Origin of the sequence: Companilactobacillus kedongensis, from assembly GCF_003946625.1 — a bacterium.
Classification (GTDB): Bacteria; Bacillota; Bacilli; order Lactobacillales; family Lactobacillaceae; genus Companilactobacillus; species Companilactobacillus kedongensis.
On record NZ_RHOR01000015.1, the window covers coordinates 1 to 26,798 of the forward strand.

Sequence of the window (26,798 nt, forward strand, 5' to 3'; positions counted from 1 at the left end):
CCCTTTAATTTTTTAATGTTTGGCTTCGACACCTTCATTTTAAAACTATTGGGGGCTTTTTCGTATAACTATTAACGCCCACCCGCATAGCGGGTGGTTTTTTGTTTCGCACGCTTACGCGCACTCAACTGGGCCTAAAGGCATAATAATATATAAAAAGCCTTGTTTGCTAAGCAAACAAGGCTTTTTATTTCTGATACTAATCAGTATAACCATCCAAAATTTTAGCTAATTGAGCTTTACTGTGAAATCCAGTTATCTTTTCAACAACTTCGCCATCTTTTTTGACAACTAGTGTTGGGATAGCCATGATTCCAAATGATTCTGGTGTTTTAGGGTTAGCATCTACGTCCATCTTAGTGAACTTAACTGCATCATTTTCCTCAGATAGATCCTCAATAACAGGTGATTGCATACGACATGGACCACACCATGTAGCCCAAAAGTCTGTCAATACTACGCCGTCTTTAGTTTCTTCTTGGAAATTTGCATCTGTTACTTCATCAACCATGAAATCACTCCTTTTTAAATCACTCATATAAAGGTATCACTTTCGGACAATTCTAGGAAACATTTTGTATCGAGAATCTAAAGATCAACGATGGTAGCTCCTGAACCACCCGAACTTGCAGGTGCATATCCAAAGGACTTAACTCTTGGATTTGTCTGCAAATATTTAGTAACACCTTTTCTAATTACTCCCGTACCAAATCCATGAACGATAGTAACTTGATTATAACCTGCTAGCAATGCTTCATCAATATATCTATCCAATTCTGTCATTGCTTCTTCATAACGTTTACCACGTAAGTCCAACTTACTAGAAAGACCCGAACTCTTAGTTCTTCTGACCATTGTTGGCTTAGGCTCATCTTCATCTTTAGAAGCTTGAACTTTTTCTAGATCATCACTCTTGAATTTCATCTTGAGGATACCTAATTGAACTTCATATTCATCATTACGATTCTTACGAACGATCGTACCAATTTGACCATATGGAATAGCCTTGACTTCATCGCCAACTTTAAGAGCTTGCTTACGTTTATTACGACGTAAAACACGATTCTTTTTGACGGTTTCATCTTGATGAAGATTCTTCAATTCAGTTTTAGCACTGATCAGTTGATCTTCTTTAACAGCGACACCTTTACGTTCCATTTCACGCAAATGATCGATGATCTTGTCTGACTTACCTTTAGCACGGGCAACGATTTGATTGGCACGGACTTTGGCAGCTTGGATCTCACTGTCTTTAGAATTAGCTAGGGCAACTTGTTTTTGCTCATAGTCATCTTCAATTGCTTTATTCTTAGCTAATTGTTCAGACAAATCTTGATTCTTCTGTTCAAATTCTTTACGACGATTCTCCAGATCGGTGATCATATTATTCAAGTCTTGGCTTTCACCACTCATCAGTGATTCACCACGTTCAACGACATCACGATCCATACCCAAACGTCCAGCAATATTAAAGGCATTACTTGCTCCGGGAATACCGATCAACAAGCGATACGTTGGTTTCAATGATTTATCATCAAATTCCATACTTGCATTGATAGTTTCTTCAGTATTATAAGCAAATACTTTCAATTCTGGGTAGTGAGTTGTTGCCATGATCATACAATCTGATTTGGAAAGTTTTTCCAAAATAGCAATGGCAATTGAGGCACCTTCTTGAGGATCAGTCCCGGCACCTAACTCATCGATCAAAACTAAACTGTTCTGAGATACCTTGTGGATAATATTAATAATATTGTCCATATGTGACGAGAATGTTGATAAGTTCTGCTCAATAGACTGTTCATCACCAATATCAACAAAAATCTCATCAAAAACGGCAACTTCACTCTCTTCATGAGCAGGAATGAATAGTCCCGCTTGCGCCATAGCTTGGAGCAAACCTAACGTCTTCATAGTGATAGTTTTACCACCAGTATTAGGTCCAGTTATCAGCATAGTTTTGTAGCCATCACCAATCTTAATATCATTGGCAATAACTCGATCGGGGTCGATCAAAGGATGCTTAGCTTCCTTCAAATCAACGACACGTTCTTTAGAGATCAAAGGTTCAGTACCCTTGATTTCTTTAGCATATTTAGCCTTAGCATTGATCAAATCAAATTGAGCCAAAACATCATTATTCTTAACGATGTCATCAATTTCTGGACGAACTAAATCAGATAGTTCATTTAAAATCTTGATTTCTTCCAGTTTTTCAGAAGTTTGATTATCGTGTAATTGATTATTCAAACCTACAACTGCTTGTGGCTCAATATAAAGTGTTTGTCCACTAGCACTTTGATCATGGACAACGCCACCAAATTTGGCTCTATATTCCGTCTTAACGGGAACAACAAAACGATCATCACGCAAAGTAACAATTGCTTCAGTCAAATACTTAGTACTCTTACCTCTAGTATATTGTTCCATTGCATGTCTGATCTGAGCGCTCAAACGTTCAATGTGTTCTCTGATATATTTTAAATCTGGTGAAGCGGCGTCTAAAACTCGACCACTTTCATCTAATGATTTGTTGATCCTAGTTGTCAAAGTCGGATTGTCGATCAAATCATCATTTAATTCATATAATTGTCGAAGGTCAACTGCATCATCATGCAGACCTTCAAAGAATTCTTTTAATTCACTTGTATTTTTTAGAACTTGCCCAATTGCGGCTAATTCGGTCCCATTTAAATTACCATCTTTTTTGAGTCGATTGGCCTGATCATTTAGATCAGCCAATTTTCTAACTGGAATCTCACCTTTTAGACGGACGATATCCATACCGTCCTTAGTTTGATCGATCAATCTTTGAACGATCGATTCAACTGACATTGGCATTAACCTTTTCAGTAATGCATGTCCACGAGAGGTAATCAAAAACTTCCCTATTTCAGCTTTTATCTTGTCAAACTCTAAAACATTTAATGCTTTATTATTCATTTAATCTCCTCTTAGAAAATAAGACTGAAACAATTAAATTGTCCCAGCCTTATCCTTAGATACCACTTATTAAAAGCGTCGTTAACGCGTGAGTCAATATTGGAGTACTCCGGATCATTGCCGAGGCAACAAAAGAATGTTGCAACGAATTCTGAATACCAGTGACCGGTATCATTGCCATAGTCAAAAGGATCAAAAAGATCATTATATAATTGACTAGCAATCCGAGTATTCCCCCACTCAAGAGGTTAACATCGTTATACATTGGAAAATAAGTTAATCGCTTAAAATATAACCCAATGAATCGCATAACGATCCAACCAATAAAGCAGACAAAAATAAAGGCAAATGCACGATAAAATGCGTCGTCTAATTCCATCCCGACTTTCGTTGAAAAGAAAGCGAACTCACTTCCCAAATTAGCGGAAGGATATGGTATTAACATTTCAAATTTTGGTCCTAAAGCTCTAGCCGAAATCCATGCTATCCCAAAGAATATCGTATATCCGACTGTATAAAAAGCTTGCATCATCAGGCCACGCCTTGCACCGACGTAAAAGCCATAGACTAAACATAAAACAATTAAAAGACTCAGCATTATATCCCCTTTAATTCCGTATCACTCAAGTTTTGCATAAACGCGGGACAAGAGAGTAAATAACCCTCTTGTCCCGCTTTTATCAGTTATTCATCTTGTTCTTCGTCATCTGAACTGAATGTATTAAGCACTTCTTGAATCATATCCCATTCTTCATCATCTTCGATAGGATCTAATTCACCAGCATCAACATCCCCATTTTCATCGGGTGTGAATGAGAAAGCTTGCACTTCAATTTCACTTGAATCTTCTACATCTTTAGGATACAAGACAACATATGATTTGCCGTAATCTTCTGAATCAAAGGTAAAAAGAATCTTGTAAGTTTCTTCATTTCCTTGATCATCACTTAAAATCACTTCATCCAAATCTTTTGGTGACTGTGGATTTTCATTCATATTTTCACCTATTTTCGTGTTAACTTACCTTTCGCATCTAAATAATTTTGTAAAATCATTTCGGCGGCAATTTTATCAATAACTTTTTTACGTTTCTTACGCGAGACATTTGCTTCATCGATCAACATACGTTCAGCTTGAACAGTAGTTAATCTTTCATCGATAAAATCGACCGGCAAACCAAATTTTTCTTCCACCATGTTACCGTACTCACGAGACTTTTCAACCCTAGGTCCCTCAGTATTATTCATATTCTTAGGTAAACCAATGACAACACCTGTTGGTTGTTTATCTTTGATGATCTCAGACAATCTGTCTAAACCAAAATCCCCATCGTCTTCATTAATACGAATAATTTCAACTCCTTGAGCAGTCCAGCCTAATAAATCACTAGCAGCCACTCCAACAGTCCTTGAGCCCACATCTAATCCAAGTAAGCGCATTATTTGCTTTGACCGAGATAACTTTTGACTAGTTCTTCGATTATCTCGTCCCTTTCATGCTTCAAAATCAGATTTCTGGCATCATTATGTCTTGGAATATATGCTGGATCCCCTGATAACAAGTATCCGACAATTTGATTGATGGGATTATATCCCTTTTCTTCCAAGGATTGGTAGACACTTTGAAGCGTATCTTTTACATCTTTGCCTTTATTCTCATTAAAGTCAAAACTCATTGTTTTATCAAGTGAACTCATGGCAAACCTCCATATAACATTATTTAAATGGTTGAAAAAATCTTACTTCAATTATAGCCCACTTTAATAAGATTTAATAACATCTTTAGCCATTTGTAACGCATTTGTTAAACCAGCAGGGTTTTTACCACCAGCTTGCGCCATATCTGGACGACCACCGCCGCCACCTTGGATCTCTTTAGCGATTTTCTTGATAATATCGCCAGCCTTAACACCTTTGGCTTGAGAATCCTTATTTACAGCAACTACTAAACTGGCTTTTTGATCTGCACTTGCGCCTAGCACTAAAATATCAGAACTTTGATCGTTCTTCCACTTATCAGCTAATTGGCGTAAAGCGGCCATATCTGCTGGAACTATATCAGCAATAACTTTGAATCCATTAATGTCCTCAACATGATCAAAGATCTCATTTGATTTTTGACTGGTTAATTGTGTCTTAAGGTTCTGGTTATCACGTTTTAAAGCTTTATTATCATCAATTAATTGATTTGCACGTTGTGGGACATCTTTCAATTGATTTACTTTCATCATATCAGCTGTTTCTTGCAATAGTTGTAATTGAGTATTCAAGTATTCAAATGCTTCCTCGCCAGTTACAGCTTCAACTCTTCTGATACCTGAACCAATAGCTGATTCAGAAGTGATCTTGAATAATCCTAATTCAGAAGTATTTCTGGCATGTGTACCACCACAGAATTCAACTGAATAGTCGTCAATTTCAACAACACGTACTAAATCACCATATTTTTCGCTAAATAGGGCAATTGCACCCTTTTTCTTCTTAGCTTCTTCAATAGGTAAAACTTCTGTCTTAACTGGAATAGCTTCCCAGATTTTCTTATTGACGATTGTTTCCAATTGACTGATTTGATCCTTTGTTAAAGCAGCATTGCTGTTAAAATCAAATCTCAAGTAATCAGGTTCAACTAATGATCCAGCTTGATGTGTTCTTGGTCCCACAACATCGCGCAAAGCTTGGTCCAATAAGTGAGTAGCCGTGTGATTGTGACGTACTTTTTCACGGAAATCGACATCGATCTTCAATTCGTATTCACTGTTTTGTTTTAACTCATTGAAAACATTAACTACATGAATATTTTGACCATTTGGTGCATGTTGTACATCGACAACTTCTGCTACTTGGTTGCCGTTATCATCATAAATTCCACCAATATCAGCCACTTGACCACCCATTTCAGCATAGAAAGGTGTCTTATCAAAAATTAATTGAGCTTTACCTTCAGCAACAGCTGAAACTTCATTATCATCAGCCACGATATCTTTTAATGTAGCTTTGATGTCTGTTTGATCATAACCAACAAATTCACTCTTAGTCTTGATTTCCATCAATGTTTCATCTTGCATCCCCATAGATTGTAAGTTTCCACGAGCATCACGAGCACGTTGCTTTTGAGCTTCCATGTTTTCTTTGAAACCATCTTCATCAACATCTAACCCTTCATCATGGGCATACTCACGAGTCATTTCCAATGGGAAACCATAAGTATCATAAAGCTTGAAAGCAGATGCTCCATCGATCATCTTTTCATTCTTTTTGTGAAGGTCACTGATAACACCATTTAGTAGTGCTAAACCATCATTCAAAGTATCTGAAAAACGTTTTTCTTCTTGTTGGATCGTCTTAGCAATAAATTCTTGTTGTTGACTAACTTCTGGATAGTAACTCTCCATTATCTTACCAACAGTAGGAACAAGTTTATAAAGGAATGGGCCATTAATACCGATTTTCTTACCATTTAAAACAGCACGTCTGATCAAACGTCTGATAACATAACCACGTCCTTCATTAGAAGGCAAAGCTCCGTCACCGACAGCAAATGAAACTGTTCTAGCGTGATCAGCGATGATTTTAAATGATACATCATCTTCATCATTAACGCCATATTTACGATTGTCACTTAATTCTTCAGCTTGTTCGATGATTGGCTTAAAGAGGTCAGTTTCAAAATTAGTTTTTGATCCTTGGATAATAGAAACTAAACGTTCTAGTCCCATACCCGTATCAATGTTTTTATGTGGTTGCTCAACATATTTACCATTTGGCAAGTGATTTAGTTCTGAGAAAACGATATTCCAAACTTCCAGATATCTTTCATTTTCACCACCAGGATAATTTTCAGGATCATCTTCTGATAGATTATTAAAACTTTGACCACGGTCGTAGAAAATTTCTGAGTCAGGACCACATGGGCCCTCACCAATATCCCAGAAATTATCCTCTTCTTTTAGGATATGATCTGGCAAGATACCTACTTCTGCCCAAAGCTTTTGTGTTTCAGTATCCTTTGGATATGTTGTGACGTAAAGTTTTTCAGCATCCATATCGATCCATTCAGGACTTGTTAGAAATTCAAATGCCCAAGGGATAATTTCTTTCTTAAAATAATCACCAACGGAAAAGTTACCAAGCATTTCAAAGAATGTTTGGTGACGTGCTGTTTTACCAACATTTTCGATATCATTAGTTCTGATACATTTTTGAGCATTAGTAATTCTAGGATTCTTAGGAATCACGGTTCCGTCAAAATACTTCTTCAATGTAGCAACACCGGAATTGACCCATAGTAAGGTTGGATCATTGACTGGCACTAGAGATGCGCTAGGTTCAACGGTGTGACCTTTCGTTTGGAAAAAATCTAAAAACATTTTTCTTATTTCTGCACTAGATAAATTTTTCATTTTATCTCCCCTAAATAAATGATTTCTTCATAAGACCACTCAAAAAAAAATAAAAACCGTTGCAATTTCAAGGACGCCACTGCGCGGTACCACCTTGTTTGCAACGATTTTTCGTTAGCCTCTCAAAAAGTTATATTCAATTAACATTTTGGTAGCATCTAAATAATTAGTTGTCTTGGCGTTCTCAGCAGCTAGCCTTCTCTTTTGACACTTATCATTTGATATATCCAATGAAAATATTAACGACACAACTAAAAAAAGTCAATATTTAAATCCCTAACCCCATATTTTAGATTGCTGCACTGATCTCATTAGCGTATTTAGCTAGATCTTCCCCTTTGTTAACTAATTCAACAACCGCACTGCCAATAATTATTCCATCAGCCAATCCTGATAGATCTTGGGCCTGTTGTACTGAATGAATTCCAAAGCCAATTGCCACCGGAACATCAGTAACTTCCTTAATTCTTTTTATCGTCGGACTCAATTCATTTGAAAAGTCCTCACGTTTTCCGGTAACTCCCATAGAAGAAACCATATAGATGAATCCTTGTGCAGCTTTAGCGATTTTAGTAATACGTTCATCCGAAGTTGGAGCAACTAATTGAATCAAAGAAATATCATATTGATCTGTATATTTCTTCAGATCACCTTGTTCTTCAAGTGGTAAATCAGGAATCACTAAACCAGAAATATTTAGTTCATGACATTTCTTACAAAAAGCTTCATATCCAAACTTAAAAGCAATATTCGTATATGTTAGAAAGACGATCGGCACGTTAGTCGACTCTCTGACTTTTTCAACAATATCGAAAACTACATTAACATTTACTCCGGCTTCAAAGGCTCTTAGATCCGCTGCTTGGATCACTGGACCATCGGCAACTGGATCTGAAAAAGGAATCCCCAATTCCACAATATCAGCTCCATTATCAGCTAAGGTCAAAACATTCTGGACGGTTGTATTAAAATCAGGATCGTTAGCCACTACAAATGGTATAAAAACTTTTTTATTTTCAAAAATCTTTTGTAATTTATTCATCAATATCTCTCCCTCTATACTTAGCTATTGAAGCAACATCTTTATCACCACGACCTGATAAAGTGCAGATAATAATCTTATCTTTCGACATTGTTGGTGCCAATTTTTCAACATAGGCTACGGCATGACAACTTTCAATGGCAGCAATTATACCTTCCGTTTTAGCAATATATTCAAAGGCATCGACGGCTTCATCATCAGTTATACCAACATATTGCGCACGTTTAGTAATTGCCAAATGTGCATGTTCCGGCCCAACACCAGGGTAATCCAATCCTGCTGAAATAGAATAAACTTTATCAATTTGACCATCGTTATTTTGTAAGAATAATGATTTCATACCATGAAAGATACCTGTTGAACCACGTTCGATCGTAGCAGCAGTTTGGTCAGTATCCACACCTTTCCCGGCGGCTTCACAACCAATCAATTGAACATTTTCATCGTCAATGTATTCAGCAAAACTACCGATAGCATTACTACCTCCACCCACGCAGGCAACTACGGTATCTGGAAGTCTACCTTCAACATCAAGTATCTGTTGTTTGGATTCTTTGCTGATAACGCTTTGAAAATCATGCACCATTTCTGGAAATGGATAGGGTCCAACTGCTGAACCTAAAACATAAAAAGTATCATCGACGCGTTGAGTCCATGCCTGCAAAGTAGCATTGACCGCGTCTTTTAGAACCATAGAACCAGTTGTCACTGGGTGCACTTTGGCACCTAATAATTCCATACGATAGACATTTAACTTTTGTCTGTCAGTATCCATCTTCCCCATGTAGATCTCACATTCCATCCCGAACAATGCGGCAATTGTCGCAGTAGCAACCCCATGCTGACCGGCTCCTGTTTCTGCAATCAAACGTGTCTTTCCCATACGTTTGGCGATCAAAGCCTGCCCAATAACGTTATTGATCTTATGTGCTCCAGTATGATTGAGGTCTTCGCGTTTGAAATAAATCTTGGCTCCTCCAAGATCTTCAGTCATATTCTTTGCATAGTACAAAAGTGATGGACGATTGGCATAATCATTTAAAAGTATCTGCAACTCCTCCAAAAAAGCGGGGTTGTTTTTATATTTGTCATAAGCCTCTGAAACTTTATTCAATTCTGTCATCAGCGTTTCGGGAATAAATTGTCCGCCAAATTCTCCATAATAGCGTGACTTAGGATCAGTTTCTTGCATTTCCTTCATAGTATTATCTCCTTACAATCTGTGTACTTTATTTACGATTTGTTTTATTTTTAAGGGATCTTTTTTATTGTCAGTTTCCACTCCACGAGAGACATCAATAATATCTGGAGCAACTTGTTTGATTGCCATAGAAGCATTATTGATATCAATTGCGCCAGCCAAAATATTGGGTCTTACTGGAAGGGACGTCCAATCTAATATTTGACCATCTCCGGAACCACTATCTATCATCAATATATCTGCATTTGTCTGAATAGTTTTTTCAGTAGGTAACTTAAAAACTTGAATGACTTTAATATCAAGATTTTTTAATTTCTCAACCAGTTTTTCTGATTCATGACCATGCAACTGAATCACTGAAACAGCACCACTAGTCACAGCCTCCAGCATTTCATCGATCGAGGCATCTACAAATACTCCAACACTTATAATTTTAGGATCTAGTAGTTTTCGTAATTTTAGAACTTGTTTTAAATCAACATGGTGACGTCCGCCAGCAAAAATGAATCCTGCATAATCTGGTTTTGCTTGATTAACGGCTTTAATATCGCTTTCTGTCATCAATCCACAAATTTTTATTTTTGTCATAATTTACGCTTCTTTAAATTCATTGATTACTTTCAACTTATCATTAGCTCTCATAAAAGTTTCTCCGATCAACACTTCATTTACATTGGCTTTCTTTAAGAGTTTGATATCTTCAACTGATTTAATACCACTTTCAGCAATAAAAGGAATTTGTTTAGGAACCAGATTTCTTAATTTCAAACTGTTATTAAGATCAACTGTGAAATCCTTTAAATTACGATTATTAACTCCAATAATCTTAGCTCCCGCATTAAGTGCAACATCTAATTCATCTTTTGAATGTACTTCTACAATTGCCGCCAAATCTAATTCATCAGCTAATTGTTGAAATTTTTTTAATTGCTTAGGTGTCAAAATTGCCGTTATCAACAGGATAATATTTGCTCTGGCAAATTTTGCTTGATAGATCATATATGGATCGACCACAAAATCTTTTCTAAGGATCGGCACATCTACTTCTTTTTTAATATCCGTCAAATATTTTAATTGACCTTGAAAATATTTTGGCTCAGTTAAAACTGAAATCGCATCCACGCCAGCCTGTTGATATTCTTTGGCTATTTTTAGATACGGAAAATTATCCACAATTATTTCTTTTGAAGGCGAGGCCTTTTTTACTTCACCGATAAATCCCATATCTGGACTTAAGAATCTTGCTATAACATTTTCAACATTATGACCTGATTTCTCATTTTTGATTCTTTCTTTTGTCGTTGCCACCAAGTCATCTAATATCATGCGACTAATCCAACCTTAGTCAGATCAATGAATTTTTCTAATTGATGCATTGCAGCACCGGAGTCGATAGCTTGTGTTGCCATCTTGATACCATCGGCGATCGTGATTTCAGGTTTAGCTGTATGAATTGCTACGCCAGCATTTAAAAGTACTACATCCCTATGTGCATCATATTTTCCATTTAAAACATCACGTGTTATTTGAGCATTTTCACTTGGAGTTCCGCCAATAATATCTAACTTGTCACATCTATTGATACCAAATTCCTCAGGTGTTATTTCATATTTTATCAATTTCCCATTAGTTATCTCTGCAACCGTTGTAGGAGCTGATGCAGATACCTCATCAAATCCATCTTGTCCATGGATGACGACTGCGTTTTCTACCCCTAATTGATCTAAAACCTTGACCATTGGTTCTACTAATTCTTCATCATAAACGCCTAACATTTGATATGTTGCATGTGCTGGATTTGCCAAAGGTCCCAACACATTAAACAAAGTTCTGATACCTAACTCTTTTCTAACCGGAGCAACATATTTCATTGCCTTGTGATATTCCTGTGCAAACAAGAAACAGATACCAATTTGTTTGAGAATCGTTTCACTTTGGATTGGATCAATATTAATTTGAACACCTAAAGCTTCTAATACATCAGCCGCCCCACTCTTAGAACTAGCTGCTCTATTGCCGTGCTTTGCTACTGGAATACCAGTGGCAGATACGACAAGTGCTGAAGTAGTTGAAATGTTAAATGAATTAGAATGATCACCACCAGTTCCAACAATTTCCAGAACTGGTTCATCGACTTTGAATCCCAACGCATGTTTTCTCATGGCATCTGCAGCGCCGGCTATTTCTTCAACCGTCTCCTTACGGACAGATAATGCTGTTAGAAAACTTGAGATTTGAACGTTACTTGTTTTTCCACTCATAATTTCATCGATAACTCGATTTGTTTCTTTAAAAGTTAAATCTTGACCTTCAACCAATTTTTTAATAGCACTTTCAATTTTTGTTTGCATGATGATTCCTCCAATTTAATTTTTTATGCTAAATCAAATTGTTAAGACCATCGTTTTCCGGGATTTTGTATCATTTAAGTTCTCCTTTTAAAAATAGATACAAAAAAATCCGCCCATAAACTTGATTAGAAGTTTAAGGACGGATATATATACCGCGGTGCCACCTTATTTTAATAGACTAGTAGCGTATGCAAAATACAACAACACTACTATCCATTACTCTTAGCGAAGGGCTATCACCCTCCCGACAACTTACGTATGCCTAACGTTTCTTTGTACTAATTTGATATTAAAATTAAAGTTATTTTAATAACCAGATATTCGAAAGAACCCTCGATGGTCCATTTAACTATCTGCGTTTGGCTACACTCTCAGCAACGGTAACTCTCTGTGCATGCACAATAGTCTTGATCTCCATCTCATCGGTTTATGGACGAATTTGTTTTGTTGTTATAGAGATTAAGACTATTGCTAGTGTTTGTCAACATAAAATTAGATTTTTTTAATTTTATGTGACTAAAAGTAATGTTTTAAGGCCATGCGATTATTTGTGATCATTACGTCTCTTATCGCGTTGTTTACGCATTTCTTGACGATTCTTGATCTTTCTTTGTTGACGTTTTTCAGTAGAAATTGCTTGTCTGATCTTTTTCTTATAACCAGGCTTTCTCTTGGTCTTTTGTTTCTTAACAAAACCAACCAATTTTGGATCAAGCTTTTCTTGACTAGCGTGACGCTCTTCACGACGATCACGTTCATAGCCATCAACGATTTCATTGTTCTTCAATTCCTTAGGCTTGAATTTGATACCTAAGTGCTCGATCTCGCCAACTTTGTTTTCTTCACCGGGAGCGTAAAGTGTGATAGCAGTTCCAGACATCTTGTTACGTCCAGTTCTACCAACACGGTGAATAAAGAATTCCAAGTCATCAGGGATTTCAGCGTTAATAACGTGTGAAACACCATTGATATCAATACCACGAGCAGCTAGATCAGTTGCTACAACGAATTGATATTCCATATTTTCGACTTGTTTCATAACTCGTTTTCTCTCACGAGGAGTCAATCCACCATGAATACGAGCAACTTTAAGTCCCTTATTCTTTAAATATTCATAAATCTCATCAACAGACTTTTTGGTATTAGCAAAGATCAATGCCATATATGGTGATCCTAAAGTCATTAGTTGATAGATCAACTCTTTCTTATCGCGACCATGTGTGAACATCAACCAATTATCAACATTTCTAGCAATAACTGATGAGTTCTTTAATTCAACACGCTTAGGACCCTTCATGTACTTCTTTAAGAATGGCTCTAGTTTCTGTGGGATAGTAGCTGAGAAGACCATCATTTCATGTCTCTCTGGCATCTTAGCAGCGATACGATCGATATCATTTAAGAATCCCATATCTAAAGTCATATCAGCTTCATCGACAACAAAACGTTCCACATTTTCAACATGCAAGTCGTTTTCGCGGATCAGATCCCAGAGTCTACCTGGTGTTCCGATTGCAATTTGTGGTTGATGAGCATTTAATTTTCTCTTTTGACGTTCACGATCAGCGCCACCAACGAAAATAAAAGCATTATATTCTTCAGGATAGTTTTTAAGAATATTCTGTGTATCTTCATATATTTGATAAGCCAACTCACGACTAGGTGTCGCGATCAAAGCTTGCACAGTCTGATTCTTAGTTATGGCATTCAAAATTGGCAACAAGAAAGCATGGGTCTTACCAGACCCTGTTTCTGATTGCACAATAATGTCCTTCTTCTTATTCACTAATGAGATAACTGCCTCTTGAACTGGTGTTGGCTCATCAAAATGAATTTCTTTCAATGACTTATTGATCGCGTCATTAAAGTTGTACTGTGAAAATTTTGTCATTTATTCACCCTTTTTAAAATCGGTTACGATTTTAATTAATTTCTTATACATTTGGTCTACTTCTTCTAAATCCTTAGCATTAGCACCACTAGCTAAAGGATGTCCACCGCCATCATGTTCCTTAGCTAATTCATTGATAACTGGTCCCTTAGAACGTAGATGAATCCTATAAGTATCATCATGCTTTTGAACAGCTTCTAGCCAAGCAAAGACTTCGCCTAAACGACCAGGTGTTGATACTACTGAGTTGGCTTGCTCTTGATTGATCCCCAATTTGTTCATCAGGTCATCATCAATAACAGCCATGGCAGCACCAGACTCATCGATCTTCAAACGATCAAATAATTCACCTTGAAGTTTAGCTTGTTGCAAAGTAATTTCATTCATTTTTTGGTTGATACCAGGAGCATCAATGCCCAATGAGAGGAATCTACCAGCAACACACATAGTATGTTCAGTTGTAGCCGGATACATAAAACGACCTGTATCACCGACAATACCTGCATATAGATAGTAGGCTGCTTCTTTAGTCAAAGTCAAATCACTGCTTGATGCAATAAGATCAGCAATGATTTCTGAACTAGAACTAGCATCAGTATTCACATATAGTTGATCACCATATGCTTCATCATTTGGATGATGGTCGATCTTGATCAAGAAGTCTCCTTGATCGTAACGATTATCATCAACTCTTGGTGTATTAGCTGTATCAGTCGTAATGACTAAAGCACCCTTGAAATCATCATTTTTTACATGGTCCATTGTGGACAACCATTTTAAACCTTCGGCATTTTGTCCACCGATCAAAATAGTTTTTTCTGGAAAGGCTGCTTGTAAAGTCAATGCCAATCCCTTTTGAGACCCCAAAGCATCTGGATCTGGATTTTGATGACGTAGAATGATAATTCTATCATACTTTTTAATTGTTTCAATTATATCTGCAAACTTATTCATTAGTGCCTCCGTCTAAAAATAGCTTTAATGAAACTTCCTGATAAGATAATGGATCAAGATTAGTCACGGTTATTCCCAATAACCGAATCTTTTGATCACTTACTTTTAATTTATCATAGATTCCCTTAGCGACTCGATAAATTTCATCTGAATCTTGAACATAATCTTGAAAACTCATGCGTTTGGTGATGGTTTCAAAATCAGAATTTCGTAATTTTAAAACAACCGTCTTCCCATGTTGTCGCTGTTTCTTCAGATCCTTACTAACCAAATTGGCTAAAAAGTGTAATTCTTGCTCAACTTGCTGATCTAAAACCAGATTCATACCATAGGTACGCTCTCGACCTATCGACTTTCTTAACCGATGATTGTTGACCTTTGAATCGTCAATTCCATGAACTCTGCGAAACATCACATACCCTAGTTTACCAAATGTTTGTAAAAAAACATCTTGATCAAGGTTTTGCAGATCCTCACCAGTATAAATATCCATGTCATGTAATTTCTTTTGCATAGCTTTACCAATACCATTAAATTTTTCGATTGGGATCGGCTTCAAGAAATCCTCCGCATACTCGCCTAAAACAATTGTTCGACCAAATGGCTTTCGATAATCTGATGCCATCTTGGCTAGAAATTTATTATACGATATTCCAACTGAACACGTTAACTTAGTTTCCTTGATGATCCGCTGTTGAATGTAATTGGCCACCTTGACCGTGTTAGGTTCATCCAATTTGTTATTAGTCACATCAAGATAAGCTTCATCGAGGGCTACCGACTGATATACATCAGTTACATCAGCAAAAATACTGTGTATATAATCAGAAGTCTTACGGTACAATTCAAAATTTGGCGGTGCAATAACTAGTTTATCACGTGGGATAAGTTCCAGTGCTTGTTGGGCCGGCATGGCTGAATGAACACCATACTTTCTAGCATTATAATTAGCCGTTGTCACTACACCATGATGATGATTTTTTCTAGGATCAGGAGCTACGATCAGGCATTTTCTCTTATAATATGGGTGTTCTCGTTCTTCCACAGACGCAAAAAAAGCATCCATATCAACATGGATGATTTTTCGGTTTTCTTCAATTCTAATTGGTATTTTTAAAAATTCGATTGCAAACACCGCCTTAATTCCAGATCCAAGAATTACCATCTTTCTCTAAGAGTGTGTCGGCTGTATCTGGACCCATTGTGTCACTCAAATAATTAGGGAATTGTGGATCTTCAGCATCCCATTGTTCTCTAATAACATCAATATATTTCCAAGTACTCTTCAATTCTTCCCACAGTGTAAAGTTAGCTTTATCACCGGCAAGAATGTCGATAAACAAGCTTTCATAGGCTTCACGTGCACCCTTAAAGATATCTGGATCTTCAGGGTATTTGATCAAATCTTGTTTAACTTCTCGATAGTCAATACCGTTGATCAAAATACTACTGCCGTCTTCTGGTTCGATAAACAAAGTCACAATAGTATTTGGTCTGATACCAAACGCTTCCACCTTTTCATTGAAAACAATATCGATTCTTGAAGACTTCTTAGGCATTCTCTTACCAGAACGTACGTAGAAAGGAACATCCGCCCAGCGTTCATTATTAAATTCGATCTTACCTGCTACAAAAGTTTCAATATTTGAATCTTCTTCAACCTTATCTTCTTTTCTATAAGGATTGAGTTTGCCTATTTTATCAGTGTCATATTGACCACGGACAAATTTTTTAGAAACTTGTTCAGGTGTAAGATCCTTCAAATTAGCAAATAGTCCACCTTTGATTTCATGGATCGATTCAGCATTCATCACTTCAGGTTCATCCATTGCAACGACACCGAGGATCTGCATAATATGATTTTGAACCATATCACGTAAAGCTCCAGCAGTTTCATAGTATCCACCGCGGTCCTCAACACCAAGTGACTCACCTAAAGTAACCTGAACATTTGAAACATACTTATTATTTAAGATCTCATCGAATTTAGGATTATTTTGACGAAGATTAGGAATCTCTTTTACCATCTTCTTGCCTAAATAATGATCGATACGATAAATTTCTTTTTCAGTGAATGCCTTTGATAAAGCATCATTCAAGTCACAGGCACTCTTCAGATCTCTCCCGAAAGGTTTCTCGATAACTAAACGATTATATCCGTCAGTCTTTAGATCTTCTGACTTGATATGAGCCGCAACTGTACCAAAGAATCTTGGAGCAATCGCCATGTAATAAACTCGATTACGACCAGTCTCAAAACGATCATCTAATTTACTTGCCAATTGTTTCAAAGCAATATAATGGTCAGAATCGTTCACATCATGTGATTGATAGAAGAAATGCATGGCAAAGTTTTCCATCATTCTCTTATCATCATCAAAATCCTCAAGTGAAGTTACCACTGTTTGACGGAAATATTCATTACTCCATGGACGTCGAGCTGTACCAATTACTGCAAAGTGATCTTTCAACATCCCAGCTTTAAATAAACGGTACAAGGCTGGATATAACTTACGATGTGCCAAATCACCGGAACCACCAAAAATTATAAAAACTGCCGACTTTTCTGTAGCCATTCTCCAAACTCCCTTTGATAAATCATCTAATTTCCATTAATAAAACGTATAATTCTATTTTACACTACCCGTTTAGAAACATCTTTAATATCGTCTCTCTAATACAAATAATATTTTAAACCTTAGACCACACTATAAGGCAAGCAATAAGCTAAAAAAAAGATTGAAACATAAGTTTCAATCTAAAAAGTTATTTATCTTCTTTTGTTTCGTCAGACTTAGCATCATCTTTAGCTTCTTTAGGAGCAGCTTCTGTAGATGTTTCTTCTGGCTTTGTTTCAGCTTCTGGTTTTTCTTCTGTCTTAGCTGGTTCAGCTTTTTCAGCTGGCTTTGCTTCAACAGTCTTGTCAGCAGGAGTTGATTTACGGATAAAGTTCATATCGAATGTTAAATAGATACCATCACAATCAACAACGACTTCTTTAGCATCGTGATCGATTGAATGAATTTTACCTTTGATACCACCGAGTGTAACGACGTTGTCGCCATCACTCATAGCTTTAAGCATTTCTTGACGCTTTTGTTGTTGCTTCTTTTGAGGACGAACTGACATAAAGTACATTACCACAACCATAAGAATGATGATGATAAAGAAACTATATGATGATAATCCACCAGCTGCAGCGCCCAATGTTAACATATTCAAATTTTCCACCTCTTAATAATTTATATCCTTATTATAGAATAACAAAGATTGACACACCTAGCCACTCCGTGGCTTTTTTTTATTAAAAAAATATTAGAAATTACGTGCATTGGCGACGTTTAGACCATATTCTTCAAAAACATGTTCACGGAATTCAATCAAATTGTCATCTTTGATAGCTTGACGAACACCTTTCATTAAGTTGAGCAAGTAATAAAGATTATGATAACTAGTCAAATGGGTTCCAAATAACTCATTAGCATTGATCAAATGACGAATATAAGCACGGCTATAATTACGGCAAACATAACAGTCACAATCTTCGTCAATTGGTCTAAAATCACGTGCGTATTTGGCATTCTTAACGACCAAACGTCCCTTAGTAGTCATACATGTACCATTTCTGGCAATTCTAGTTGGCAAAACGCAGTCAAACATATCGATACCGCGAATAACACCGTCAACTAATGCATCAGTTGACCCAACACCCATCAGATAACGGGGTTTATTTTCAGGCAATAATGGCGTTGTGAAATCAAGTACGTTATTCATTTCGTCCTTTGATTCTCCAACTGATAGTCCACCGATCGAATAACCGGGGAAATCCATGCTCACTAAATCTTGAGCGCTTTGTTTACGAAGATCTTCAAATCCAGCACCTTGTACGATACCAAATAAGGCTTGCCAATCAGGATTTCGATGTGCCTCTAGTCCACGTTCAGCCCACCGACTAGTCCTGGCAACAGATTTCTTGATGTAGTCATAACTTTCAAAAAATGGTGGACATTCGTCCAAACTCATCATGATATCTGGTCCTAAATAATTTTCGATCTTGATGGCCTTTTCAGGTGACAAAAATTCACGACGTCCATTCAAATGGTTTTTGAAATGAACTCCAGCTTCAGTAATATCACGCGTATTCGCTAGTGAGAAAACTTGAAAGCCACCAGAATCAGTCAAAATACCTTTGTCCCAATTCATAAATTTATGTAGACCGCCAGCTTCCTTGACGATATCTTCACCAGGCCTTAACCATAAATGATACGTATTAGCCAAAATAATTGAAGCACCGATCTTGTCCAGATCTTCTGGAGCCATATTTTTAACGGATGCTTCAGTACCAACGGGCATAAACATTGGTGTTTCAAACGTTCCATGTGGAGTTTCCAGTAAGCCTAATCGTGCGCCAGTGTGTTTTTCTTTTTTTAGTAATGTGTACTTAACAGCTGGTTCCATATGTACTTCCTTTTTAATTTAGTTTTTATCTTGATAGTAACAAATTCAAAAAGCCTTTTGTTTGTGTTTCTAAAACGAGCAAAGCAAGCAAGTTTTTTATGTTTATACGGATAAAATTTGATTTTTTTATCATGTAGTAACAATTGTTTGTGCTTTTAAAACGAGTTGTGAGGAGGCAAACCTCTGCGCTTACTACAGATAAGGTGTATGTCGCTTTGCGACGCCCACCTTATCCTAGGTAATGCTCAAGGTCTGAACGCCTCCTCACAACTCTCTCTTTCTAAAACGAGCAAAGTAAGCCAACTCCCTGTGCTTACTACGGATAAGATGTGTGTCGCTTTGCGACGCCCACCTTATCCTAGGTAATGCTCGGGAGCTAACCGGCTTGTTTTGCTCTCTACTTAATAAACATGGCGTCTCCAAAGCTAAAGAATCGATACTTCTCTTCAATGGCATGTTCATAAGCATTTAAAATGTTCTCACGGCCAGTAAAGGCTGCCACTAACATAACTAAGGTTGATTTTGGTAGATGGAAGTTTGTGATGAATTCATCGACTACTTTCCATTCATAACCAGGTTTGATAAAGATATCTGTCCAACCGCTATCTGGTTTGATCTCACCATTAAATTTTGTTCCGATTGTTTCTAGCGTACGGATCGATGTTGTTCCGGTTGCGACGATCTTACCACCATTTTTACGTACTTCATTTAACGTATTAGCTGAATCTTCATCTAAACGATAAAACTCTGAATGCATTACGTGCTTGCTGATGTCTGATTCTGTTACTGGTCTAAATGTTCCTAGTCCAACGTGCAATGTTAGGTAAACCAACTTAACACCTTTTTCTTGAACTTTTTCTAGTAAGTCTTTTGTCCAGTGCAAACCAGCTGTTGGTGCAGCTGCGGAACCATTTTCTTTGGCATAAACGGTTTGGTAACGATCAGGATCGTCTAGCTTTTCTTTGATATATGGAGGTAATGGCATCTCACCTAATTTTTCTAAGATCTCTAAGAAAATCCCATCATAGTTGAATTCAATGATCTTGCCACCATGTTCTAATTCTTCCAATACGGTAGCTTCTAGTTGACCATCACCGAATTGAACTTTTTTACCGACTTTGGCACGTCGAGCAGGTTTCATCAAAACTTCCCACTTGTCTCCTTCAATATTATTCAACAATAATACTTCTTCATGTCCATCAGTATCTTCTTTAGTTCCATAGAGTCTAGCTGGCAAAACACGTGAGTTGTTCATAACCAAGGCATCGCCGGGGTTTAAATAATCCAAAATATCGTAAAAGTGTTTATCGTCATACTTACCTGTTTCATGATCCAAAACTAGCAAGCGTGAGTGGTCACGATCTTTAATGGGAGTTTGGGCAATTAGTTCTTCTGGCAAATTATAATCAAAATCTTCAGTTGTTAGTGTCATTTCTTACTTCTCCTTAGTCAGTCTTCTTGTCCGGATATGGATAGCCAAGATGTTCATAACCCTTACGTGTTACGATTCGACCTCTGGCGGTCCGTTTCAAAAAGCCTTTTTGCATTAAATATGGTTCATAAACTGACTCAATCGTTTCTTGATCTTCACCGATATTAGCGGCGATCACTTTAATTCCTAATGGTCCACCATTATACAGTTCGATCATCATCGACAAGATTTTTCTATCTAATCGATCAAGTCCGGCATCATCAACTTGGAGCTGATTCAAAGCCGATTCAGCAATATCATAGTCTATCATATCTTTACCCGCAACTTGTGCAAAATCACGGACACGTTTTAGCAATCGGTTGGCGATTCTAGGTGTTCCACGAGATCTTCTAGCGATTTCATGTGCGCCTTCCTCATCAACATTGATATTCAAAACATTGGCTGATCTAAATACGATCTTAGACAGTTCAGCTTCTGAATAATACTCCATATGTTCAACAATTCCAAACCGATCTCGTAACGGAGCTGACAGCTTTCCGGCTGTAGTTGTTGCACCGATCAATGTGTAAGGAACTAACTCATGATGAAGTGAACGTGCCTCTGCGCCTTGTCCAACAATGATATCAATATAGAAGTCTTCCATAGCAGAATAAAGAACTTCTTCGATTGCACGCGGCATACGATGGATCTCATCAATAAAGAGGACATCCCCTGGTGACAATTCATCCAAAACAGCTACCAGATCACCTGATTTTTCAATTGAAGGACCAGTTGTCGTATGAATATTTACACCCATTTCATTGGCGATGATCATTGCTAATGTAGTTTTACCTAACCCCGGAGGTCCATAAAGCAAGACGTGGTCTAGTGTTTGCTGACGTTGTTTGGCGGCTTTGATATAAACATCTAATTCTTTTTTGGCTTTCTCTTGGCCCAAATACTGATCAAACGTAGTCGGACGTAATGTCTGTTCAACAATATCTTCAATATCATCCAATGAATCAGCATCTGTTAGACGGTCATTATCATTATTATCCATTGATTATCCTCCTTCTCTATTTAGTTAGTAATTTCAATCCAGCTCTCAAGTAAGCGTCGGCTGAATCGAGTGATTCTTTTTGCAATTTAGGTTTTATCCTGCCGATATCACGAGCTGTGTATCCTAATGACTCTAAAGCAAGCATTCCATCCTCTAGTTCTTGGTTGCCAGAACTTATGGCTACTGGTTCTTCTCCTAAAGTCATCTGACCTTGAGCAGTAAACTTACCGCTTAAATCTAAAACAATCTGTTGTGCCGTTTTCTTACCTATCTTAGGGAAACGAGTTAAGAACTTAACATCGTTATTCTCAATAGCAGTGATCAAACCATTTAAATCTTGTCCAGCCAAAATAGCCAAAGCACTCTTTGGTCCAATTCCTGAAACACTGATCAGATTTAAGAAGATCCTTTTTTCATTCAAATCATAAAATCCATATAGTGACTGCTCGTTATCACGAACAATCTGTTCGACATAGACTTTGGCCTGTTCATCTTGTTGATAGCGATAGGGATTGGCTACTTGTACCTTATATCCGACGCCACCTACATCAACCACAACATAGGCAGGATCGATTTCGGCGATGATTCCATTTAAGTATTCAAACATTATTATTCACTTTCTCTTGTGTCATGCGAGTCTTGAATTCGCTTAAACATTTTTTCTAAATCTCTATTACTAAATTCTATCAGTACAGGTCTTCCATGTGGACAATTATAAGGATTTTCTGCTTTTGATAAGTTTTTCAACAGGAAGGCAGCTTGTTTGTCATCCAAATGTTGATTAGCTTTGATGGCACGTTTACAACTCATCATGATGGCATTCTTTTCTCTAAAAGCAGCCACAGAGATCTTGGAATCATTTAAAACATAATCGATCATTTCTCTGATAGTTGATTCCTCTTGTCCAGCTACGAACCAAGTTGGATGCGTATTGACCACAAAACTGTTTTGACCAAAGTCATCTAGGAATAATCCAATACTCTCTAAAACAGGCTTTTTTTCACGGATCAAAATACTTTCAGAGTTAGGATAGTCCAAAACGATCGGTACAAGTAGGCGCTGTTGGTCGGCGGCTACTTCACCAATTTGCTTTCGATAATACTCATAGTTGACCCGCTCTTGAGCTGCATGTTGATCAACTAGATAAAAACCTTCTGGACTTTCAGCGACAAGGTAAGTTCCATGGATCTGTCCGATATAACGAAGATCAGGAAAAGTAGACACTGACTCAGTTGGTTGTTTTTCTTCCTTTAATCGATCATCCCACGCTTGTAAATGCTCTGGATCATCAAAAATCGGATGCGACTCTAATTCTTCGATCGGTGTTTTATCCAAAACTAAAGGCTTAGGATCTGGTTCACTAATATGATCGACCATATCTAAATCATCAAAACTTATTTGTTCTGGTTTTTCAGGTCTAACAACATTTGCAGCGGTCGTCTTACGTTCCAGATTCTTAACTGCGTCTGGGATCAAATTCTGTGTGGATAACTTTTCTTTGATCCCTTCACTGATAAGGTCAGCAATGTGGCCCTCGTTAGTTAATCTAACTTCTTGTTTAGTCGGATGAACATTAATATCAACCAAACTAGGATCAAGCGTAATATCAACTATCGCAATTGGAAAACGTCCAATCATTAATTTAGAACCATAACCTCTGATAACAGCATTTGCCAACTGATAGTTTCTGATATAACGACCATTTAAAATCAACGAAATATAAGATCGATTAGAGCGTGTCGTATCAGGTTTTGAAAAGTAACCTTTGATTTGATAATCAGCGTCACTATTTTCAAAAGCATACATGTGACTAGCAATCGTCCGTCCATAAATTCCGGCGATCGTCTGTTGCAGATTATCGTTACCTGATGTCCAGACTAAATCTTTTCCTTCATGGATCAAGCGAAAAGATATATCGGGATGTCCCATAGCCAGACGATCAACGATATCCACGATTTTTTTCAATTCCGTGTGCAAAGATTTTACATACTTTAAACGTGCTGGTGTATTAAAGAAGAGATCTTCAACTGTAATCGTTGTCCCTTTTGAACGGGCATGGGTCTCTTTTTTTAATAAACTATTTCCTGAAAATTCAGCTTTAACGGCTGATTTTCCATCAGTACTTGTAACTACGGTCAACTTGGAGACTGAAGCGATACTGGCCAAAGCTTCACCACGAAAACCTAGCGTTCTGACATTAAATAAATCATGATCGGTAGATATTTTGCTGGTGGTATGAGGTTGAAAGGCAATCTCTACATCATCTGCAGCAATACCGACACCATTATCATTGATTTCGATTGAACGTAATCCAGATTGATGAACTGTGATCAGAATTTGCGTTGCTTGTGCATCGATTGCATTTTCAGCCAGCTCTTTAACCACAGATGCTGGACGTTCAATTACTTCACCAGCTGCGATTTGATTACTCAATTCAACTGGTAATTCATGAATCAACCCCAAAATTTTCCACCTTCTTTATTTAAGTTCTTTTTGCCATTTATATAGGAGATTGATAGCGTCGATCGGTGTGACACTCATCAAATCTTGTTTTTGTAATTCACTAACGACCTTCTGCTCACCCTTATTGAGTTTTGCTTTAGGTGCTTTTTCAAGTTCTGGAAACAGTGAGAGTTGTGATTCAGGTTCTGGTTCACTGATTTCACTGACTGTTGATACTTCAGGCTTAGCATCCTCTACCTTGATCTCTTTAGGGGCGGTCTCTTCCAAACTACTCAAGATCGTGTCGGCACGAGTTAATACTTCATCTGGTAATCCAGCCAATTTGGCAACGTGAATACCATAAGATTTATCCGCTGGACCCGTTAATACCTTGTGCAAGAATACTAACGTCCCATTTTCTTCAGAGGCATCAACGTGAACATTTTTCACACCCGGTAGCTGTGATTCTAGTTCAGTCAATTCGTGATAGTGAGTTGAAAACATTGTCATCGCTTTAACGTTCTTATCGATATATTCAATAATTGCTTGAGCTAATGCCATACCATCATATGTTGCTGTTCCACGGCCGATCTCATCGAAAATGATCAGACTATTTTCAGTCGCATTTTTCAAAGCATCATTAGCTTCTCTCATCTCAACCATAAAAGTACTGTCGCCAGAGATCAGGTCATCTGCAGCTCCAATTCGTGTAAAGATATGATCAAAGATCGGCAATTCGGCCTTTTCGGCCGGTACAAAACAACCTACTTGTCCCATGATAACTGTCAAAGCCATCTGTCTCATGTAAGTACTCTTACCAGACATATTAGGTCCAGTTATCAACAAGATATCAGTTTCATCATCAAAATTAACATCATTAGGAATATAACTGTTATTGCTGAGGACTTTTTCCACAACTGGATGCCGTCCGTTGACAACTTTTAATTCATGACTCTCTGTAAACACTGGTTTGATGTAATGATACGTCTCACTTACTACCGCAAAACTCTGCAAAACATCAAGTTGTGACAAGATATTAGCCAAATTCTGAATTCGTCTGATTTCTTGTTTGATCTTAGTTCTGATCTCATCAAAGAGATGATATTCCAAAGCTTGAGATTTCTCTTCAGCCTCAAGGATCAAGCTCTCTTTTTCCTTTAATTCAGGTGTGATATATCTTTCAGCGTTAGTTAAGGTTTGTTTTCTCTGATAACGACCTTCAGGAACTTTATCGATATTCGACTTAGTGACTTCAATATAGTAACCAAACACCTTGTTATAACCAATTTTAAGATTACTTATACCTGTCACTTCTTGTTCTTGAGCACGCAAACTTGCCATCCACTGCTTACCATTTTTGGAAGCGTCGATGTATTTATCAAGTTGTTCGTTGTAACCTTGCTTGATCAAGCCACCGCCAGTAACTGAAATAGGTGGTTCATCACTGATAGCTTTGTCGATAAGTGTATAAACATCGTTAACGTCGTCAATTTTTTCCACATAGGCATCGAGATCGTAGTCACCAATATCCAATAATATCTGTTTGATCTTAGGGACTTGTTCGAGTGAAGTTTTGAGTTGTACTAAATCTCGCCCATTAACTGTTCCGTAAGCAATTCGTCCCGCTAAACGTTCCAAATCATAGACTTTAGTTAAATAATCTTGAAATGATGATCGTTGGAAATAATTTTCCAAAAAGACTTCCACTATATGTTGGCGATGTTCCAGCGTACCTTGATTGATCAACGGACGTGACAACCATTGTTTCAATAGTCTGCCACCCATAGCGGTTTTAGTCTCATCTAGTAACCACAAAAGTGTTCCTGATTTTTTATTAGTACGCAAATTCCTGAATAACTCTAAATTACTCTGTGCAGTATGATCCATTGAAAGATAAGCTGTTGTTTCATATGTTTCAGCTGGTTTCAAATGATCGAGCGAACGCATTTGTGTTTCGATCAAATAAGAGATCAATATTTTTACAGTACCAACTTCTAAATCATCCGAAATATTACTGAAATCATATTTAAAGTTGTCGTCGATCGCATCAATAGTTGAAATCAAGATACCAATTTTTTGAATCGGTTCAAGATATTTTTTAGCCAGATCATTAAAGACGACACATTCTTTGGTATTGAGATTCTGCAATTCATTGACCAAATCTACCATATTATTGACCACAGTTACCTTGACTTCACCAGTAGATAAATCAGCATATGCTAAACCGAATTGATCTTTGTTGCGACCGATCGCAGTAATGTAGTTATTTTCAGTCGCTTGATTGGCTGATTCATCCATAACTGTACCAGGTGTGACTACACGAGTGATCCCTCGTTTGACCATGCCTTCAGCATCTTGTGGATTTTCTAATTGATCACAAATGGCAACTTTGTAACCCTTATCGACCAAAATATCAATATAACTTTGAACGGCTTTATGAGGTACTCCACACATGGGAATACTTTCATCAGCCTTTTTGTTGCGTGACGTTAACGTCAATTCTAGTATTTGTGAGCCTTTAACAGCATCATCATAAAACATTTCATAGAAATCTCCCACACGGTAAAACAAAAAAGCATCCGGATATTCATCTTTCATATCGAGATACTGTTGCATCATAGGAGTCTCTTTAGTTTTTTGTGGCAT

The 26,798-nt window shown here is 37.3% G+C and carries 23 protein-coding genes; all 23 read right to left on the reverse strand.

The window, feature by feature from the left end; genetic code table 11:
* Positions 1-199: 199 nt before the first annotated feature.
* The 23 genes from trxA to mutS all read right to left on the reverse strand — a co-directional run bounded on the left by trxA (position 200) and on the right by mutS (position 26,798).
* Complete coding sequence (gene trxA / locus EKM60_RS08735) at positions 200-511, reverse strand: thioredoxin (protein WP_125714525.1); 312 nt, start codon at positions 509-511, stop codon at positions 200-202.
* 77 nt (positions 512-588) lie between these two features.
* On the reverse strand, positions 589-2,943 hold the full coding sequence (locus EKM60_RS08740) for an endonuclease MutS2 (protein WP_125714527.1): 2,355 nt from the start codon (positions 2,941-2,943) through the stop codon (positions 589-591).
* Positions 2,944-2,998: 55 nt separating this feature from the next.
* Positions 2,999-3,541 (reverse strand): CvpA family protein, encoded by a 543-nt coding sequence (locus EKM60_RS08745; protein ID WP_125714557.1) that lies wholly within the window; start codon positions 3,539-3,541, stop codon positions 2,999-3,001.
* Between the two features lie 86 nt (positions 3,542-3,627).
* Positions 3,628-3,939 (reverse strand): DUF1292 domain-containing protein, encoded by a 312-nt coding sequence (locus EKM60_RS08750; protein ID WP_125714559.1) that lies wholly within the window; start codon positions 3,937-3,939, stop codon positions 3,628-3,630.
* An 8-nt stretch (positions 3,940-3,947) separates the two neighbouring features.
* Complete coding sequence (gene ruvX, locus EKM60_RS08755) at positions 3,948-4,382, reverse strand: Holliday junction resolvase RuvX (protein ID WP_225427033.1); 435 nt, start codon at positions 4,380-4,382, stop codon at positions 3,948-3,950.
* On the reverse strand, positions 4,382-4,639 hold the full coding sequence (locus tag EKM60_RS08760) for an IreB family regulatory phosphoprotein (RefSeq protein WP_057766528.1): 258 nt from the start codon (positions 4,637-4,639) through the stop codon (positions 4,382-4,384). The genes ruvX and EKM60_RS08760 overlap by 1 nt, the downstream gene beginning before the upstream one ends.
* 63 nt (positions 4,640-4,702) lie before the next feature.
* Positions 4,703-7,342 (reverse strand): alanine--tRNA ligase, encoded by a 2,640-nt coding sequence (gene alaS, locus EKM60_RS08765; RefSeq protein ID WP_125714563.1) that lies wholly within the window; start codon positions 7,340-7,342, stop codon positions 4,703-4,705.
* 289 nt (positions 7,343-7,631) lie between these two features.
* Complete coding sequence (trpA, locus tag EKM60_RS08770; protein WP_125714565.1) at positions 7,632-8,384, reverse strand: tryptophan synthase subunit alpha; 753 nt, start codon at positions 8,382-8,384, stop codon at positions 7,632-7,634.
* Positions 8,377-9,585, reverse strand: coding sequence for a tryptophan synthase subunit beta (gene trpB / locus EKM60_RS08775; RefSeq protein ID WP_125714570.1), 1,209 nt, complete (start codon positions 9,583-9,585; stop codon positions 8,377-8,379). The genes trpA and trpB overlap by 8 nt, the downstream gene beginning before the upstream one ends.
* A gap of 12 nt (positions 9,586-9,597) precedes the next feature.
* On the reverse strand, positions 9,598-10,173 hold the full coding sequence (locus tag EKM60_RS08780) for a phosphoribosylanthranilate isomerase (RefSeq protein ID WP_125714572.1): 576 nt from the start codon (positions 10,171-10,173) through the stop codon (positions 9,598-9,600).
* Between the two features lie 3 nt (positions 10,174-10,176).
* Entirely contained in the window at positions 10,177-10,911 is a 735-nt protein-coding gene (gene trpC, locus EKM60_RS08785) for an indole-3-glycerol phosphate synthase TrpC (protein WP_125714574.1), read from the reverse strand.
* A complete protein-coding gene (gene trpD / locus EKM60_RS08790) occupies positions 10,908-11,936 on the reverse strand; it encodes an anthranilate phosphoribosyltransferase (RefSeq protein ID WP_125714576.1) in 1,029 nt (342 codons plus the stop codon). The genes trpC and trpD overlap by 4 nt, the downstream gene beginning before the upstream one ends.
* 544 nt (positions 11,937-12,480) lie before the next feature.
* Positions 12,481-13,827 carry a DEAD/DEAH box helicase gene (locus EKM60_RS08795; RefSeq protein ID WP_125714578.1) on the reverse strand — a complete coding sequence of 449 codons (1,347 nt, stop codon included), beginning with the start codon at positions 13,825-13,827 and terminating at the stop codon, positions 12,481-12,483.
* On the reverse strand, positions 13,828-14,781 hold the full coding sequence (locus tag EKM60_RS08800) for a DHH family phosphoesterase (RefSeq protein ID WP_125714581.1): 954 nt from the start codon (positions 14,779-14,781) through the stop codon (positions 13,828-13,830).
* Positions 14,774-15,946, reverse strand: a complete 1,173-nt coding sequence (gene dinB / locus EKM60_RS08805; RefSeq protein WP_125714583.1) for a DNA polymerase IV — start codon at positions 15,944-15,946, stop codon at positions 14,774-14,776. Before dinB ends, EKM60_RS08800 begins: the two co-directional genes overlap by 8 nt.
* The gene (zwf, locus tag EKM60_RS08810; RefSeq protein ID WP_125714585.1) at positions 15,921-17,357 is read right to left on the reverse strand and encodes a glucose-6-phosphate dehydrogenase; all 1,437 of its coding nucleotides are present in this window, start codon (positions 17,355-17,357) and stop codon (positions 15,921-15,923) included. Before zwf ends, dinB begins: the two co-directional genes overlap by 26 nt.
* A 190-nt stretch (positions 17,358-17,547) precedes the next feature.
* Entirely contained in the window at positions 17,548-17,997 is a 450-nt protein-coding gene (yajC, locus tag EKM60_RS08815; protein WP_125714587.1) for a preprotein translocase subunit YajC, read from the reverse strand.
* A gap of 99 nt (positions 17,998-18,096) precedes the next feature.
* Positions 18,097-19,239, reverse strand: coding sequence for a tRNA guanosine(34) transglycosylase Tgt (gene tgt / locus EKM60_RS08820; protein ID WP_125714589.1), 1,143 nt, complete (start codon positions 19,237-19,239; stop codon positions 18,097-18,099).
* A gap of 397 nt (positions 19,240-19,636) precedes the next feature.
* Entirely contained in the window at positions 19,637-20,671 is a 1,035-nt protein-coding gene (gene queA, locus EKM60_RS08825; RefSeq protein WP_125714591.1) for a tRNA preQ1(34) S-adenosylmethionine ribosyltransferase-isomerase QueA, read from the reverse strand.
* Between the two features lie 13 nt (positions 20,672-20,684).
* Entirely contained in the window at positions 20,685-21,710 is a 1,026-nt protein-coding gene (gene ruvB / locus EKM60_RS08830) for a Holliday junction branch migration DNA helicase RuvB (RefSeq protein ID WP_125714593.1), read from the reverse strand.
* A 16-nt stretch (positions 21,711-21,726) separates the two neighbouring features.
* Positions 21,727-22,317, reverse strand: coding sequence for a Holliday junction branch migration protein RuvA (ruvA, locus tag EKM60_RS08835; RefSeq protein WP_125714595.1), 591 nt, complete (start codon positions 22,315-22,317; stop codon positions 21,727-21,729).
* Between the two features lie 2 nt (positions 22,318-22,319).
* Entirely contained in the window at positions 22,320-24,173 is a 1,854-nt protein-coding gene (gene mutL, locus EKM60_RS08840) for a DNA mismatch repair endonuclease MutL (protein ID WP_125714597.1), read from the reverse strand.
* 15 nt (positions 24,174-24,188) lie between these two features.
* The gene (gene mutS, locus EKM60_RS08845; RefSeq protein WP_125714599.1) at positions 24,189-26,798 is read right to left on the reverse strand and encodes a DNA mismatch repair protein MutS; all 2,610 of its coding nucleotides are present in this window, start codon (positions 26,796-26,798) and stop codon (positions 24,189-24,191) included.

Bases quoted from the DNA above. Each gene is read 5' to 3' on its own strand.
- trxA (WP_125714525.1), bottom strand. From the start codon at position 511: ATGGTTGATGAAGTAACAGATGCAAATTTCCAAGAAGAAACTAAAGAC.
- EKM60_RS08740 (WP_125714527.1), bottom strand. From the start codon at position 2,943: ATGAATAATAAAGCATTAAATGTTTTAGAGTTTGACAAGATAAAAGCT.
- EKM60_RS08745 (WP_125714557.1), bottom strand. From the start codon at position 3,541: ATGCTGAGTCTTTTAATTGTTTTATGTTTAGTCTATGGCTTTTACGTC.
- EKM60_RS08750 (WP_125714559.1), bottom strand. From the start codon at position 3,939: ATGAATGAAAATCCACAGTCACCAAAAGATTTGGATGAAGTGATTTTA.
- ruvX (WP_225427033.1), bottom strand. From the start codon at position 4,382: ATGCGCTTACTTGGATTAGATGTGGGCTCAAGGACTGTTGGAGTGGCT.
- EKM60_RS08760 (WP_057766528.1), bottom strand. From the start codon at position 4,639: ATGAGTTCACTTGATAAAACAATGAGTTTTGACTTTAATGAGAATAAA.
- alaS (WP_125714563.1), bottom strand. From the start codon at position 7,342: ATGAAAAATTTATCTAGTGCAGAAATAAGAAAAATGTTTTTAGATTTT.
- trpA (WP_125714565.1), bottom strand. From the start codon at position 8,384: ATGAATAAATTACAAAAGATTTTTGAAAATAAAAAAGTTTTTATACCA.
- trpB (WP_125714570.1), bottom strand. From the start codon at position 9,585: ATGAAGGAAATGCAAGAAACTGATCCTAAGTCACGCTATTATGGAGAA.
- EKM60_RS08780 (WP_125714572.1), bottom strand. From the start codon at position 10,173: ATGACAAAAATAAAAATTTGTGGATTGATGACAGAAAGCGATATTAAA.
- trpC (WP_125714574.1), bottom strand. From the start codon at position 10,911: ATGATATTAGATGACTTGGTGGCAACGACAAAAGAAAGAATCAAAAAT.
- trpD (WP_125714576.1), bottom strand. From the start codon at position 11,936: ATGCAAACAAAAATTGAAAGTGCTATTAAAAAATTGGTTGAAGGTCAA.
- EKM60_RS08795 (WP_125714578.1), bottom strand. From the start codon at position 13,827: ATGACAAAATTTTCACAGTACAACTTTAATGACGCGATCAATAAGTCA.
- EKM60_RS08800 (WP_125714581.1), bottom strand. From the start codon at position 14,781: ATGAATAAGTTTGCAGATATAATTGAAACAATTAAAAAGTATGATAGA.
- dinB (WP_125714583.1), bottom strand. From the start codon at position 15,946: ATGGTAATTCTTGGATCTGGAATTAAGGCGGTGTTTGCAATCGAATTT.
- zwf (WP_125714585.1), bottom strand. From the start codon at position 17,357: ATGGCTACAGAAAAGTCGGCAGTTTTTATAATTTTTGGTGGTTCCGGT.
- yajC (WP_125714587.1), bottom strand. From the start codon at position 17,997: ATGTTAACATTGGGCGCTGCAGCTGGTGGATTATCATCATATAGTTTC.
- tgt (WP_125714589.1), bottom strand. From the start codon at position 19,239: ATGGAACCAGCTGTTAAGTACACATTACTAAAAAAAGAAAAACACACT.
- queA (WP_125714591.1), bottom strand. From the start codon at position 20,671: ATGACACTAACAACTGAAGATTTTGATTATAATTTGCCAGAAGAACTA.
- ruvB (WP_125714593.1), bottom strand. From the start codon at position 21,710: ATGGATAATAATGATAATGACCGTCTAACAGATGCTGATTCATTGGAT.
- ruvA (WP_125714595.1), bottom strand. From the start codon at position 22,317: ATGTTTGAATACTTAAATGGAATCATCGCCGAAATCGATCCTGCCTAT.
- mutS (WP_125714599.1), bottom strand. From the start codon at position 26,798: ATGCCACAAAAAACTAAAGAGACTCCTATGATGCAACAGTATCTCGAT.